Source organism: Pseudomonas sp. P97.38 (assembly GCF_001269745.1).
GTDB lineage: Bacteria > Pseudomonadota > Gammaproteobacteria > Pseudomonadales > Pseudomonadaceae > Aquipseudomonas > Aquipseudomonas chlororaphis_E.
Window position 1 is genome coordinate 290,463 of the sequence record NZ_LHVJ01000015.1, and the last position, 13,258, is coordinate 303,720.

Genomic DNA, 13,258 nt, shown 5'->3' on the forward strand with positions numbered 1-13,258 from the left:
GGGGCTCTGGTCACTGGTTAAGTGGCCCTGATCGAAACTTTTCCATTCACCACAGCTGCTTTCTCTAGAACGGACCCATAAAAAAAACGGCGCTTGCCTTTGAAAAAGGGCAGGCGCCGGTTTTTTTTGGTCAACAGCAATGCGCCGCTATTTCACAGCAGACGCCAGCGTCGAAGATTACAGATCCTTGACGGTACGAACCTGATCCTTGTTCACGCGGGTTTGCTTGCCATCCAGTTGCTCGAATTCATAGAAGCCGCTTTCTTCGTCGTACTTGGGTGTGTCGACGGCCTGGATTTCGCGACCGTCATTCAAGGTGATCACTGTTGGCGAGGCGCAACCGGCGAGGGTGGCGAGGCCCAGAGCAAGCATGAAAGTGGCGAGGGTCCGTTGAGTCATGGTGTTTCTCCGAAATGGATTCTTCAAGTTACTAACCCTCAGACGTATACAACGCGCGCAAGTTCCTGGCTAGTGTCAATCTGACACGCCTTTGTAACGGGTCAGTAATTCCGGCGTGTTCAGGTTGGCCAGCCGCGGGTCGTCGGCGGGGCATTGCAAGGCAACGGCGTGCAGCGTGCGCATGATCCGGCCGGGGCTGCGTTCGCCGTCGTGCCAGGCCTTCTCGAATGTGTCGGCCAATGTCAGTGGGATGACGCACAGCAGCGGTTCCCAATGCTCGCCGTGCCGCACCATCAGCGGTTTGTCTGGGTGCTGGCTGGCCGCCCGGCGCATGCTGTCGAGCAGGCTGGCATCGATTTGCGGCACATCACACGGCAGCACCAGCAACTGTGCGTGTCGGGCCACCTTGAGGCCGGCGCGGATGCCTGCCAGCGGGCCGGGAAAGTCACCCTCGTCGTCATGCACCAGTTGGTCGGCGTACACCGCGTAGCGTGCCGGATTTCGGTTGCATGAAATGATCAGGTCGTCGCTTATCGCGCGGGTCTGGCGATGGAGATGGGCAATCAATGGCTCGCCTCGCCACTCCAGCAGGCCCTTGTCCTGGCCGCCCATGCGTTGGCCGCGTCCGCCTGCCAGCAGTAGGATCGAGCAGGGGGGCAGGGGCGTCTTGGTCATGTTGTGTCTCCGCACGGGCGAATAAATGAAGCGCTGTGATATAACACCGGCCTGTTTCCCCTACAACTGGACGAGCCTATGAAAGCCAAGGCTGATGTACCTTTCGTGCCGCTCAATATCGCGGTGCTGACAGTCAGTGATACCCGTACCCTGGAAACCGATACCTCCGGGCAGGTATTCGTCGATCGGCTCATGGCGGCCGGCCACAACCTGGCGGCGCGGGTCCTGCTCAAAGATGATTTGTACAAGATCCGCGCGCAAGTCGCGACCTGGATCGCCGAGGACGTGGTGCAGGTGGTGCTGATCACCGGCGGCACCGGGTTCACGGGGCGCGACAGCACTCCTGAAGCGGTCACGTGCCTGCTGGACAAGCAGGTCGATGGTTTTGGCGAGTTGTTCCGGCAGATCTCGGTGGCGGACATCGGCACCTCCACCGTCCAGTCGCGGGCCCTGGCCGGCCTGGCCAATGGCACGCTGGTGTGCTGCCTGCCGGGTTCCACCAACGCGGTGCGTACCGGTTGGGATGGGATCCTGGCCGAACAATTGGATGCACGGCACCGACCCTGTAATTTCGTGCCTCATCTGAAACAGGCGGCGCCGTGTGAATCCCGTGGGTAAACCGGGCAAGGCCGGGGCCTTGATGGCTGTCGAAGTGGCGTTGCAGCGCTTGCTCGACATGGCGGCAGCCGCGCCGATCGTCGAGCGCGAAACATTGCCGTTGGCTGCGGCACAGGGAAGGGTGCTCGCGCAGGACCTGGTGTCGACCCTTGATTTGCCGCCCTGGCCCAACAGCGCCATGGACGGCTATGCCTTGCGGCTGGCGGACTGCAACGGCGAGCCGTTGGTGGTCAGCCAGCGGGTTTTTGCCGGGCAGGCCCCGGCGCCGCTGGCGGCTGGAACCTGTGCACGAATCTTCACCGGCGCGCCTGTTCCTGCTGGCGCGGATTGCGTCGAGATGCAGGAAAATGCCGTGGTCGAGGCTGACGAGCGAGTTCGCTTCACCGAGCCCATGGTCATTGGCCAGAACATCCGCCCTCAGGGGCAGGAAACCACCGTCGGTGAGCAGGTTCTTGCGGCGGGTACGCGCCTGGGGCCGGTGGAGCTGGGGTTGGCGGCATCCCAGGGGTGCGCATCGCTGGAGGTGGTGCGCAAGGTCCGTGTGGCTGTCCTGTCAACCGGCGACGAATTGGTCGAGCCGGGCCAGGCATTGGGGCCGGGGCAGATCTACAACAGTAACCGCGTGCTGCTGTGTGGCTGGTTGCGAGGCCTGGGTTGTGAGGTGGTCGACGCGGGTATCCTGCCCGACGACTTGCCGACCACCCGTGAATGCCTGGCGCAGTTGTCGGATGTCGACCTGATCCTGTCCACCGGTGGCGTCTCGGTGGGAGAGGCGGACTTCCTGGGTATCGCCTTGCGCGAGGACGGTGAGCTGGCGCTTTGGAAGCTTGCCATCAAGCCTGGGAAACCGCTCACGTTCGGGCATTACCGTGGCGTGCCGGTGATTGGCCTGCCCGGGAACCCGGCTTCGACCCTGGTGACGTTCGCACTGTTGGCGCGGCCCTACCTGCTCAGGCGCCAGGGTGTCGAGTCGGTGATGCCGCTCAAGTTCAAGGTGCCGGCCGGTTTCACCTGGCCGAAGGCGGGCAGCCGACGGGAATACTTGCGAGGCCGAATGGAGAATGGTCGCGCGATCATCTATCGCAACCAGAGCTCCGGTGTCCTGCGCAGCGCGGCTTGGGCCGAAGGGCTGGTCGAGGTGCTGGAAGGACAGACCCTTGTCGAAGGCGACGAAGTGGGTTTCATCCCTCTAAGCGAAGTCCTGGGCTAGCGCCATGCAGCGTCGTGGGGGCCGGGGCGGATACCCGGGCCCTCGCTTGCATGGCCATTATCCCGTGAGCAGTGCCACCAGTTGGTCGAAGCGACTGTTGGCCAGCCAACCCAACAGGCCGAGGACCACCGCCGCCGCGCCAGCCGAGTAGGCCAGCCGGTGGCGGATCACCCTGACGTCGGTGCGAATCTCATCCATGTCTTTGCGGATGTACTTGAGGTGGGTTTCCAGTTCAACGACGCGCGGTTCCAAATCAACTCCTCCAGCGGGATGACTGCAATGCTTGCAATCGTTTTGAGGGTCGGCCCGTCCGCTCCCAAAAGACGCGAGCTGTGGGGGCGACAGCTTGTATTCACGGCTATGCATGGGACGGTTCATCCCCTTGGCAATTACGTTCAGAACCCTTGATCCGGCCTCGGCGGGCCGTGACGTATCTATTCATGGTCTGGCACTTCCTTGTGTGGTGATGAGCGTTTTGCCGGTCTGGCAAAACAGAATGCCAAGTTGTCTCAATAGCGCTGGAGGGTCAATTGAGCTGATTCGCCAGGTCTTGTAAGAAAACTCTTCGAATGCACAAGTATCGGTCGGCCCCTCCCTGCGCACCGGGTTCGCTTGGGCAGGTATTTGCGATTTTTTCAATAAATTGAACCAGGCCGGGCTTTTTCGGCGCGATGAGTGGTCCCATTTGCTGAACCTTCCAATGACGGAGACGACGATGAGCAAGGGCAAGGCGCTGTTGATTTTGCATGGCAAGCAAGCGCTCAACGAAGAGGTTCGCGCGGCCGTGATGCTCAAGCGCGAGCAAGGGTGGGACCTGGCGGTGAGGTTGACCTGGGAGGCCGGGGACGCCCGACGATGCGTCGAGGAAGCCCTGGCGGCGGGCTACACGCAGTTGATTGCCGGCGGCGGTGATGGAACCTTGCGCGATATCGCCGAGGCGATGGCCCTCAACCCCGGCGATGCCAGCCTGGTGCTGATGCCACTGGGCACTGCCAATGACTTTGCCCGCGCCGCCGGTGTGCCGCTGGAACCGGAACAGGCCCTGGACTTACTGGACGCGGCTGCCCAGCCCGTTGACCTGGGCGAGGTGGGCGGACGGATGTTCCTGAACATGGCCACGGGCGGCTTCGGCAGCCAGGTTACCGCCAACACGTCCGAAGACCTCAAGAAGGTTCTCGGAGGCGCCGCCTACCTGTTCACCGGCCTGTCGCGATTCAGTGAGCTGAGCGCCGCCTATGGCGAGCTGCAGGGGCCTGATTTCCATTGGGCGGGGGATCTGTTGGCGCTGGGCATCGGCAACGGCCGGCAAGCGGGGGGAGGGCATGTGCTGTGCCCCGAGGCGTTGGCGGACGACGGGCTGCTGGACATCAGCATCTTGCCGGCGCCCCAGGAGGTGGTCGGCACGTTGAAGGACTTGCTGGCGGGCGGGCTGGGCATCGACAACATGTTCGTGCGCGCCCGCTTGCCCTGGGTGGAAATCAAGGTCGCCCAAGGCCTGGACATGAACCTGGACGGTGAACCATTGCAGGTCGACACGCTGCGTTTCACGGTGCGCCCGAAGGCGCTGCGCGTGCACCTGCCGAGCGATTCGCCGCTGCTGGGAGGCTCGACGGCGCTCAATCGTCCAGACTGATGATCTGCTCGCGTACCGCGAACAACACCAGGCCGGCGACGTCATGGATCTGCAGGCGCTTCATGATCTGCGCCCGGTGGGTTTCCACGGTCTTGATGCTCAGGCTCAGGCCGTTGGCGATTTCCCGGGTGGACTTGCCGCGCACGATCAGGCGCAGTATTTCCAGCTGGCGCGCGGTCAGGTTATGGGTCTGGGCAGGTTCGGGCTGACGTTTCTGGACGCGGGTCAGCGCCTGGTTGATCACGGTATGGGCGATGGCCGGGCTCAGGTAGCGCTCGTTCTTGCGCAGTGCCTCCAAGGCATGTTTCAGCTCATTGACGGTGGTGTCCTTGAGTAGGTAGCCGTGGGCGCCGCATTCCAGCGCCTGCATGATCAGCGCCGGATCCGTGTGCATGGACAGGATCAGTACCCTGCTGTGGGGGCGCACCCGCTTGAGTTGCTGCAGGGCTTGCAGGCCGCCGGTGTCCTTCATGGAGATGTCCAGCAACACGATGTCGGGCTCGAGCCGTTCCACCAGCTCTACCAACTGCTTGCCGTCGCTGGCTTCGCCGATGACCGCGTAGCCTGGGATATCCATGACCAGGGCTCGTACGCCGGCCCTGATCAGGGAGTGGTCATCGACCAGAAGCAAATTACAGATCAATGGAGAACCTTATTCTTGCTGGCCCGTTCCAGGGCGCGGGGCGCCCAGGGGAAGCGTGCTTCGATGTGAGTGCCTTTGCCGGCCTCGCTGGTGACCTCGAGCGTGCCGCCCAGTTGCTCGACCCGCTCCGACATGCCGGCCATGCCGCGCTGGCCTTCGCGGCCAGGGTTGGTGGCCGGGGCGAACCCCTGGCCATCGTCGCTGATCAGCAGGGTGAGGCCATCCGGTAGGCGTTGCAGGCGCACCAGCAGGTTGGTCGCGCGGGAGTGGCGCAGGATGTTGGTGACCGCTTCCTGGGTGATCCGGAACACGGCGACCGACATTTCTTCGGGAATGCCGGTCATGCGCTGTTGGCAATCGAGGCTCCATTTCACTGGCGCATTGGCCAGCGTCTTGAGCAGATGCGCCCGCAGGCTGGCTTCCAGTCCCAGGCTGGCCAACTGCCTGGGGTTGAGGATCGCTGACACGTCGCGGACCTTGTCGAGGGTCTCGCTGAGGGTGTCGCAGAGGATGGCGCACTGGCCCTGCAACTCTTCCGGCATCCGCTGCTTGAGCCATTCGCTTTGCAGTTTCGCGGCGGTCAGCAGTTGGCCGATGTCGTCGTGCAATTCGCGGCTGAGTCGATGGCGTTCGTTTTCCTGGACTTCAAGCAAGCGGTCGGCCAGTTCCTGGGGCTGCAGCTTGATGGATTTGCGCGACAGTCGATGGCCGATCCAGACACAGGCCACGGCCACCAGGTTCAGCACCACCACGCTCAGCGGCAATGTATGGGCGAACAGGTAGGTCAGCAGGCAGCCCACGGCCGAGCAGACGCACAACAACAATGTGAAGCGGCGGGCATTTTCTCGGGAGGGAGGCCAGGTGATGAATGACTTGAGGCTGGCGTACATAGCGGATGGAGCCAATGATGTTCGCTGCGGGCTGGCCGGTCAGCGCATCTGACAGGCCGGGTTGGGTAAACGTTTCAGGTCGAGGGCCGCTTCGGTTGGCGGCCATGACGGCGCGGTCGTGAAGCGACTGACGCGAGAGATACTACCACTTCGCGCAACGTTGGTCGCGCTCGGCATCGCGCCGTCGGCATCGAAGTCAGGCTTGTTTCTGGGCGTAATGCACCAAGGCCAGTGGGCGCGAGGCAGCCAGCGCCTCGCAGGGGCTCTGGCCAACCTGGAAGGCAAAGGCTTCGATCAGCGAGGTCTGTTCGCTGCGATCCAGGCCCAGCGTGCCGGTGGTGTGATCGACCAGTTCCAGTTGCCAGGCCATCAGGGTGAAGCAGTCCTTCAAGGCGCACAGGGCCTGGTCATGCAGTTCCATGTGATTCTGCGCATGGCTGAGCAGGCCATGGATGTGCAGCGAGAATTCCGAAAGGGCTTCCAGGGCGAGGGCATTGGCCTTGCCTGCCAGTTTCAGCAAGGTACTGAGCATGCAGTCGATCGCATCCCTGTCATTGCTGATCAATTGCAAATGGCTCAGGCACTCTTCCGACTTGGCCAACAGCGTCTCGGCCTCGACCAGGAGTTCGGGCAGGCGCTCATTCCAGTTCCTGCGATCATTCGGCATGCTTATCTCCACAACATCATGTCAGGCGAAAGAAAACCGTGTACAGCGAACGGCTGGATCTCAAGGTCGACGACGGACACGCGCGCGGCATGAGGTCCGGGCCGATCAACGGCGACGAACCCGCAAACGATTGCACGGGTGGGCTCGGCTACAAGGCCGGAATCCGATGTCCTGGGGTCGCGCACAGAAGCCTGACTCCGTTCAGCAATGAGAATGGCGTCACATTAATGGCTATTGGATAGCGGGAATATCAGGTTGGACCTGATTGTGCCTAGGGGAATCCCTTAGGCAGCGGAACCTAATGCGCAAACCGAGGTCGCGCAGCGGGGAAAATAGCGGATGAAAATGCTGCGCCAGTAAAGCATGATGTTAATGTGACATCAATGCCCCGCGCTTGTATTTTATCAGGGGTCAAGATCCGGCGGACCCAGCCGATATCCCTTTCATTGGATTCATCCGAACAAGCCCAGGAGTCATCGATGGCCGGCATTCTCGACACAGTAGATCAACGAACCCAACTGGTGGGTGAGAATCGCCTGGAAATTCTCATGTTTCGCCTGGCGGGCCGGCAACTGTTCGCCATTAACGTGTTCAAGGTCCAGGAAGTGTTGCAACTGCCGAAGCTGACGCTGATGCCCCAGCGCCATCCCTTCGTCTGTGGCGTGGTCAATCTGCGGGGCCAGACGCTGCCGGTGATCGACCTGTCCCAGGCCATCGGTATGCGGCCGCTGGTGCCGGGTGCCAACAGCACCATCATCGTTACCGAGTACAACCGTTCGGTCCAGGCGTTCCTGGTGGGCGGCGTCGACCGCATCGTCAACATGAACTGGGAAGCGATCCTGCCACCTCCGGGCAGCGCGGGACGCGAGCACTACCTGACGGCCATCAGCAAGGTGGACGATCAGTTGGTGGAAATCATCGACGTGGAAAAGGTCCTGGCCGAAATCGTGCCGTACAACGCCAAGGTCTCCCGGGACAAACTCGAAGACCCGGTGCTGGAGCGTGCCCGTGGCCGCGAAGTGCTGCTGGTGGACGACTCCAATGTAGCGCTGTCGCAGTTGCGCGACACCCTGGGCCAGTTGGGGGTGAAGATGCACATCGCCAGCGATGGCTTGAAAGCCCTGAACATGCTCAAGGCCTGGGCCGATACTGGCGAGGTGATGACCGACAAGTTGCTGATGATCTTCACCGACGCCGAAATGCCGGAAATGGACGGCTACCGCCTGACCACCGAGATCCGCAACGACCCGCGGCTGCGCGGGCTCTACGTGGTGCTGCACACTTCGCTGTCCGGCAGCTTCAACGACTCGATGGTCAAGAAGGTGGGTTGCGACAATTTCCTCTCCAAATTCCAGCCGGACAAACTGGTGGATGTGGTGCGCCAACGCCTGTCGCTCGACTGAGGTCGCTGGGTGGTTTGCTTCAACGGTCGGCTCGTATAAGGTGGCACCTTTTCGCCCCCAGGGAAGTTGACCATGTTGCGGCTGAGCGCGCTGTACCGTTATCCGTTGAAGTCCGGCAAGGGCCAGCCCCTGCAAGGGATTGGCCTGGACAAGCTCGGGCTGGACGGTGACCGGCGCTGGATGCTGGTGGATGAAGGCACGGGACGTTTCCTGACCCAGCGGGCCGTGGCGAAGATGAGCCAGCTCTCGGCCTTGTGGAATGAGGCGGGCGGGCTGACGCTCAGCGCACCGGGCCATGGCACCCTCGACGTGGCGCTGCCGTCCACGGTCGAGGCGTCACTGCGCGGGGTGATCATCTGGCGTGACACCTTGCGGGTTCCGGACGCCGGTGACGAGGCAGCGGCCTGGGTCAGCGCGTTCATCGGCAACCCTACCCGGTTGGTGCATGTGCCAGTGGAACTGGCGCGCACCACTGCCGCCGGTTACGGCAAGGATGACGACAAGGTCGCCTTTGCCGACGGTTTTCCGCTGCTGCTCATCGGCCAGGCCTCATTGCAGGACCTGTCGAATCGGGTCGGGCGTCCATTGGAAATGCTGCGCTTTCGTCCCAACCTGGTGGTCGAGGGCAGCGAGGCGTTTGCCGAGGATGGCTGGAAGCGCATTCGTATCGGCGACGTGGAGTTCCGGCTGGTCAAGCCATGTTCGCGTTGCATCATGACCACGGTCGATCCGCAAACCGGTGATCGCGACCCCAACCGCGAACCTTTCACGACCTTGCAGAAGTACCGTTCGACCCCTGACGGCGCGATGTTTGGCCAGAACCTGGTCAATGACGGCAATGGCCGGCTGGAAGTCGGCATGCCGGTTGAGGTGCTTGAGTAAGTATTGCGCTTGAAAAAATGCCCGTGTCATTGGACACGGGCATTTTTGTTTCTCATACCGACACGCTGTGGCTGCTTGACGGTCAGCCGCGGTATTCACACAGGTAAGCGGTGTCGACGGCCACTTTGAGCTGGAACTTGCTGTCGGCCGGTACGTTGAACTGGCTGCCCGCCGCGAAGGTTTCCCAGTCACTGCTGCCTGGCAGTTTTACGGTCAGGGCGCCGGAAACGACGTGCATGATTTCCCGCTGGGCCGTGCCGAATTCGTATTCGCCCGGTGCCATGACGCCGATGGTCGCAGGGCCTTCGGCAGTGCCAAAAGCGATCGACTTGACGGTGCCGTCGAAGTACTCGTTGACTTTAAACATGGGCGATTCCTCGAAAAAGGGGCTGAAAAAGGCCGGCCAGTATGCACAAGGCGTCGGTGTTCGTCATCTGCCGAGCGGGTTCGGGCCCGCCCCTCAACCCGGCAGCACCAACGGTAACAGCCGCGCGGTGTTACGGGCATCTTCCAGCGCCCGGTGCTGTTGACCGCAGAATTGCAGGCCCGCCAGTTGCAACGCGGCGTTGAGGCCCAGGGGGCGTTCCAGGCGACGGGCCTTGGCGAAGCGCTGCTTGAGGTTCATGTGCGGCAACTGGCCCAGCATGCTGTGCAGGTGTTGGTGCTGCCACTCCTGGAGCAATTGCTTGCGGTCGTAGTCGCCCCAGCTGACCCAGCCTTCGAGGTTCGAATGATACGGCGCCAACCAGCGTTCGAACGCCGGCCAGACCTCGGTCAGCGGCGCGGCGCCGTCGATGTTGGCCTGGGTGATGTGGGTCAGTTCGCGACAGAAGGACGTGAGCAGCGGACGTCTCAAGGGGCGCACGAAGCGCTGGAAATGATCGACCTCGCGCCCGTCACGATTCACCAGCGTGGCGCCGATTTCGATAATTTCCATTTCGGTTACCGGCCAGCCACCTTCATCGGTGGTGGCCTCCAGATCAATCACCAGCCAGTGAGGCATCGCAAGGTTCCCGGTATCGGCGTGCTGATGGCTTTGAGCGTAGTCAAACCCGGCGCATCCGCCTAGTGCGCTGTCTCGACTCGCAACAAAACCTGCTGCTGCCTGACCTGTTCGCCGGGCGCGACCTGCAATTGCCTGACCACTCCGTCGAAGCCCGCCTTGAGGGGGTGCTCCATTTTCATCGCTTCCAGCACCAACAACAGTTGGCCCTGGCGAACCCGCGTGCCTTCGCTGACCAGCACCTCGATAATCGCGCCGTCCATGGGCGCCTTGAGCAGGCCGTCGCCAGGGACGCTGGCGGTGGGCGTGACGGGGGCGCGGGTCCGGTCTTGCAGCGGCAGGCCACCGGGGCGGGTGAACAGCCACAGATCGTTGCCATCGAGGCGCCAGCGATGGCGTTGGCGAAGGCCATCGAGCATCAGCACGGCGCCAGACTGGTCGACCTCCAGCCATTTCAGTTCGACCGAGCGTTCGGCGCCGTGGATGCTCAGCGTCCCGTCGGGCCTGGCCAGCAGGTCCAGGGTCCAGTCGCGCTCGCCCATGCCGATCCGATAACGCAGCGCCGAGCCGGCGTTGTTGCGCCAGCCGCCCAGGTCGGCGGCATGCCGGGCGCGGGCGCACTGATAGAACAGGGCCGTGGCGATGGCGAGTTGTTCGGCGGATGGCGTCGACGTCTGGAAGGCGACATGCCGGGTAAAGTGCTGTTCGATGAAACCGGTGCCGATGTCGCCGTCGATGAAGCGCGGATGCGCCAGCAACGCCGCCAGCAACCGCTGGTTGCTCTGCACGCCCAGCAGTACGCAATCTTCCACTGCCCGCAGCAATCGGCGCCGGGCTTGCTCGCGGGTGGTGCCGTGGGCAATCAGTTTGCCCAGCATCGAGTCGTAGAACGGCGTGATGGCCTGGCCTTCCAGCAAGCCATGGTCGATTCGCACGCCCTCGCCCGTGGAAGGCTCCCAGCCGATCAAGCGGCCGGTCTGTGGCAGGAAATCCGCCGCGGGGTCTTCGGCGTACAGGCGCACCTCCATGGCATGCCCGTCCAGGCGTACCTGGTCCTGGCGCAGCGGCAGGGGCAGGCCGGCGGCGATGTCCAGTTGCCAGGCCACCAGATCCTGGCCGGTGATCAGTTCGGTGACCGGGTGTTCGACTTGCAGGCGTGTGTTCATCTCCAGAAAGTAGAACCGACCGTCCGCGGCCAAGAGGAATTCCACGGTCCCGGCGCCGACGTAGTCCACCGCACGGCCCGCCATGAGCGCCGCATTGCCCATGGCCTGGCGCAGTTCGGCGGTCATGACCGGGCAGGGCGCCTCTTCGATGATTTTCTGGTGGCGCCGCTGGATCGAGCAGTCCCGCTCGCCGAGGTGGATCAGTTGACCGTGGTGGTCGCCGAAAATCTGGATTTCCACATGGCGCGGGTCGAGCAGTGCCTGTTCGAGGATCAGTTCAGCGTCGCCGAACCCGTGCAGCGCCTCGGCGCGAGCGATGCGCAGTTGTTCAGGCAGGTCCTCGGCCCGCTGCACCAGGCGCATGCCCCGGCCACCGCCACCGGCGCTGGCCTTGATCATCAGCGGGTAGCCGATGCGCGCGGCTTCCCGGCACAGGCTGTCGTCGTCCTGGGCTTCACCTTCATAGCCCGCTATGCAAGGCACGCCGGCGGCGAGCATGGCGATTTTCGAGCGGCGCTTGCTGCCCATCCGTTCGATGGCCTCGGGACTGGGACCGATGAACACGATACCGGCTGCAGCGCAGGCCCTGGCGAACCCGGCGTTTTCGGCGAGGAAGCCGTAGCCGGGGTGGATCGCATCGGCGCCGGTGCGCCGGGCCGCCTCGAGGATCGCCGTCGGATCCAGGTACGACTGCTGGACCGAGGCCGGGCCGATCAGCACGGCCTCATCGGCCATGCGCACATGTCGCGCATCGGCGTCGGCTTCGCTGAACACCGCGACCGTGCGATAACCCTGGGCCTGGGCGGTGCGCTGGATCCGGCAGGCGATTTCGCCGCGGTTGGCGATGAGCAGTTTGCTGAAGACGGGCATGGGTTCTGTCCTGGGTTCTGCGGTGTCTGGTGGGCCGCTTTCAGTGCTGCTTGCCCGGCAACGTCCCCATGAGCTTGCAGAGGATGCCCAGCATGATCTCGTCGGCTCCGGCGCCGATGGACACCAGCCGTACGTCGCGATAAGCCCGGGCGACCGGGTTGTCCCACATGAAGCCCATGCCGCCCCAGTATTGCAGGCAGCTGTCGGTGACTTCCCGGGCCAGGCGTCCGGCCTTGAGCTTGGCCATGGACGCCAGCCGGGTCACGTCCTGGCTGTTGATGTATTGCTCGGTGGCCTGGTAGACCAGCGCCCGCAGGCATTCGACCTCGCAGGCCAGTTCCGCCAGGCGAAAGTGGATCACCTGGTTGTCGATCAGGGCGCTGCCGAAGGTCTTGCGCTCCCGGCAGTACTCGATCGTGCTGTCGATGCAACGCTCCAGGCCCTTGAGCATGTTTGCCGCGCCGAACAGCCGTTCTTCCTGGAACTGCAGCATCTGCATCATGAACCCGGCGCCTTCCTGGCCGATCCGATTGCGTTGCGGCACGCGTACGTCATCGAAGAACACCTGGGCGGTTTGCGAGCTGCGCATGCCGAGTTTGTCCAGGGGCGCGCCGAGGCTGATACCGGGGCTGCGCATGGGCACCATGATCAGGGATTTGTTGTGGTGGGGCTTGTCGTCGGAGGTATTGGCGAGCAGGCACATGAAGTCGGCGCTCGGGGCGTTGGTGATCCACATCTTGCTGCCGTTGATGAGGTAGTCGTCGCCGTCCTTGCGGGCCGTGGTCTTGAGCCCGGCCACATCGGAACCGGCGCCGATCTCGGAAACGCCGATGCAGCCCACCTGCTCGCCACGGATGGCCGGGCGCAGGAACTCTTCACGCAGCGCATCGGAGCCAAAACGCGCCAGCGCTGGCGTGCACATGTCGGTCTGTACGCCAATGGACATCGGGACGCCGCCGCAATGAATCGTCCCGAACGCTTCGGCCGCGACGATCGAATAGCTGTAGTCCAGGCCCATGCCGCCGAACTGTTCGGGCTTGGAGATGCCCAGCAAACCCAGGTCGCCGGCCTTGCGCAAGACTTCGTGGATGGGGAACTGCCCGGCTTGCTCCCATTCGTCGACGTAGGGGTTGATGTCGCGCTCGACGAACTGGCAAACGCTACGCCGCAGTGCTTCGTGTTCCTGGCTGAAGATCATT

15 protein-coding genes are annotated in these 13,258 nt (G+C 63.1%); 5 read left to right on the forward strand and 10 right to left on the reverse strand.

What is annotated here, in order from left to right; translation table 11 throughout:
- Positions 1-177: 177 nt before the first annotated feature.
- Together AD664_RS11545 and mobA are read right to left on the reverse strand one after the other, a co-directional pair.
- Positions 178-399: a YgdI/YgdR family lipoprotein gene (locus tag AD664_RS11545; RefSeq protein WP_003183689.1), complete on the reverse strand. Its 222-nt coding sequence runs from the start codon at positions 397-399 to the stop codon at positions 178-180.
- Positions 400-474: 75 nt separating this feature from the next.
- Positions 475-1,074 (reverse strand): molybdenum cofactor guanylyltransferase MobA, encoded by a 600-nt coding sequence (gene mobA, locus AD664_RS11550; protein WP_053146639.1) that lies wholly within the window; start codon positions 1,072-1,074, stop codon positions 475-477.
- Between the two features lie 78 nt (positions 1,075-1,152).
- Between mobA and moaB the strand changes: the two genes are divergently transcribed.
- Both moaB and glp read left to right on the forward strand, forming a co-directional pair.
- The gene (gene moaB, locus AD664_RS11555) at positions 1,153-1,692 is read left to right on the forward strand and encodes a molybdenum cofactor biosynthesis protein B (RefSeq protein WP_042731691.1); all 540 of its coding nucleotides are present in this window, start codon (positions 1,153-1,155) and stop codon (positions 1,690-1,692) included.
- Positions 1,676-2,902 carry a gephyrin-like molybdotransferase Glp gene (gene glp, locus AD664_RS11560; RefSeq protein WP_053146640.1) on the forward strand — a complete coding sequence of 409 codons (1,227 nt, stop codon included), beginning with the start codon at positions 1,676-1,678 and terminating at the stop codon, positions 2,900-2,902. The genes moaB and glp overlap by 17 nt, the downstream gene beginning before the upstream one ends.
- A 57-nt stretch (positions 2,903-2,959) precedes the next feature.
- Here glp and AD664_RS27865 read toward each other — a convergent pair whose 3' ends face one another.
- Positions 2,960-3,268, reverse strand: coding sequence for a hypothetical protein (locus AD664_RS27865; RefSeq protein WP_256207096.1), 309 nt, complete (start codon positions 3,266-3,268; stop codon positions 2,960-2,962).
- A 349-nt stretch (positions 3,269-3,617) separates the two neighbouring features.
- Between AD664_RS27865 and yegS the strand changes: the two genes are divergently transcribed.
- On the forward strand, positions 3,618-4,535 hold the full coding sequence (gene yegS, locus AD664_RS11570) for a lipid kinase YegS (RefSeq protein ID WP_053146643.1): 918 nt from the start codon (positions 3,618-3,620) through the stop codon (positions 4,533-4,535).
- Here the strand turns inward: yegS and AD664_RS11575 are convergent.
- The 3 genes from AD664_RS11575 to AD664_RS11585 form a co-directional block, all read right to left on the reverse strand.
- On the reverse strand, positions 4,519-5,178 hold the full coding sequence (locus AD664_RS11575) for a response regulator transcription factor (RefSeq protein WP_053146645.1): 660 nt from the start codon (positions 5,176-5,178) through the stop codon (positions 4,519-4,521). The two genes, yegS and AD664_RS11575, sit on opposite strands and share 17 nt — an antisense overlap.
- Positions 5,175-6,068, reverse strand: coding sequence for a sensor histidine kinase (locus AD664_RS11580; protein WP_053146647.1), 894 nt, complete (start codon positions 6,066-6,068; stop codon positions 5,175-5,177). The genes AD664_RS11575 and AD664_RS11580 overlap by 4 nt, the downstream gene beginning before the upstream one ends.
- A 196-nt stretch (positions 6,069-6,264) precedes the next feature.
- A complete protein-coding gene (locus AD664_RS11585) occupies positions 6,265-6,735 on the reverse strand; it encodes a hypothetical protein (protein ID WP_042730757.1) in 471 nt (156 codons plus the stop codon).
- Positions 6,736-7,214: 479 nt separating this feature from the next.
- Between AD664_RS11585 and AD664_RS11590 the strand changes: the two genes are divergently transcribed.
- Both AD664_RS11590 and AD664_RS11595 read left to right on the forward strand, forming a co-directional pair.
- Positions 7,215-8,138, forward strand: coding sequence for a chemotaxis protein CheV (locus tag AD664_RS11590; protein WP_042730758.1), 924 nt, complete (start codon positions 7,215-7,217; stop codon positions 8,136-8,138).
- A 72-nt stretch (positions 8,139-8,210) separates the two neighbouring features.
- Complete coding sequence (locus tag AD664_RS11595; protein WP_053146650.1) at positions 8,211-9,020, forward strand: MOSC domain-containing protein; 810 nt, start codon at positions 8,211-8,213, stop codon at positions 9,018-9,020.
- A gap of 82 nt (positions 9,021-9,102) precedes the next feature.
- Here AD664_RS11595 and AD664_RS11600 read toward each other — a convergent pair whose 3' ends face one another.
- From AD664_RS11600 to atuD, 4 genes are all read right to left on the reverse strand, one after another.
- Positions 9,103-9,387: a pyrimidine/purine nucleoside phosphorylase gene (locus tag AD664_RS11600; RefSeq protein ID WP_042730760.1), complete on the reverse strand. Its 285-nt coding sequence runs from the start codon at positions 9,385-9,387 to the stop codon at positions 9,103-9,105.
- Between the two features lie 93 nt (positions 9,388-9,480).
- Complete coding sequence (locus AD664_RS11605; protein ID WP_053146652.1) at positions 9,481-10,023, reverse strand: exonuclease domain-containing protein; 543 nt, start codon at positions 10,021-10,023, stop codon at positions 9,481-9,483.
- A 62-nt stretch (positions 10,024-10,085) separates the two neighbouring features.
- Entirely contained in the window at positions 10,086-12,059 is a 1,974-nt protein-coding gene (locus tag AD664_RS11610; RefSeq protein ID WP_053146654.1) for an acetyl/propionyl/methylcrotonyl-CoA carboxylase subunit alpha, read from the reverse strand.
- A 40-nt stretch (positions 12,060-12,099) separates the two neighbouring features.
- Positions 12,100-13,257, reverse strand: a complete 1,158-nt coding sequence (atuD, locus tag AD664_RS11615; RefSeq protein WP_053146657.1) for a citronellyl-CoA dehydrogenase — start codon at positions 13,255-13,257, stop codon at positions 12,100-12,102.
- Position 13,258: the final 1 nt, after the last annotated feature.

Bases quoted from the DNA above. Each gene is read 5' to 3' on its own strand.
- AD664_RS11545 (WP_003183689.1), bottom strand. From the start codon at position 399: ATGACTCAACGGACCCTCGCCACTTTCATGCTTGCTCTGGGCCTCGCC.
- mobA (WP_053146639.1), bottom strand. From the start codon at position 1,074: ATGACCAAGACGCCCCTGCCCCCCTGCTCGATCCTACTGCTGGCAGGC.
- moaB (WP_042731691.1), top strand. From the start codon at position 1,153: ATGAAAGCCAAGGCTGATGTACCTTTCGTGCCGCTCAATATCGCGGTG.
- AD664_RS27865 (WP_256207096.1), bottom strand. From the start codon at position 3,268: ATGCATAGCCGTGAATACAAGCTGTCGCCCCCACAGCTCGCGTCTTTT.
- yegS (WP_053146643.1), top strand. From the start codon at position 3,618: ATGAGCAAGGGCAAGGCGCTGTTGATTTTGCATGGCAAGCAAGCGCTC.
- AD664_RS11580 (WP_053146647.1), bottom strand. From the start codon at position 6,068: ATGTACGCCAGCCTCAAGTCATTCATCACCTGGCCTCCCTCCCGAGAA.
- AD664_RS11585 (WP_042730757.1), bottom strand. From the start codon at position 6,735: ATGCCGAATGATCGCAGGAACTGGAATGAGCGCCTGCCCGAACTCCTG.
- AD664_RS11590 (WP_042730758.1), top strand. From the start codon at position 7,215: ATGGCCGGCATTCTCGACACAGTAGATCAACGAACCCAACTGGTGGGT.
- AD664_RS11595 (WP_053146650.1), top strand. From the start codon at position 8,211: ATGTTGCGGCTGAGCGCGCTGTACCGTTATCCGTTGAAGTCCGGCAAG.
- AD664_RS11600 (WP_042730760.1), bottom strand. From the start codon at position 9,387: ATGTTTAAAGTCAACGAGTACTTCGACGGCACCGTCAAGTCGATCGCT.
- AD664_RS11605 (WP_053146652.1), bottom strand. From the start codon at position 10,023: ATGCCTCACTGGCTGGTGATTGATCTGGAGGCCACCACCGATGAAGGT.
- AD664_RS11610 (WP_053146654.1), bottom strand. From the start codon at position 12,059: ATGCCCGTCTTCAGCAAACTGCTCATCGCCAACCGCGGCGAAATCGCC.
- atuD (WP_053146657.1), bottom strand. From the start codon at position 13,257: ATGATCTTCAGCCAGGAACACGAAGCACTGCGGCGTAGCGTTTGCCAG.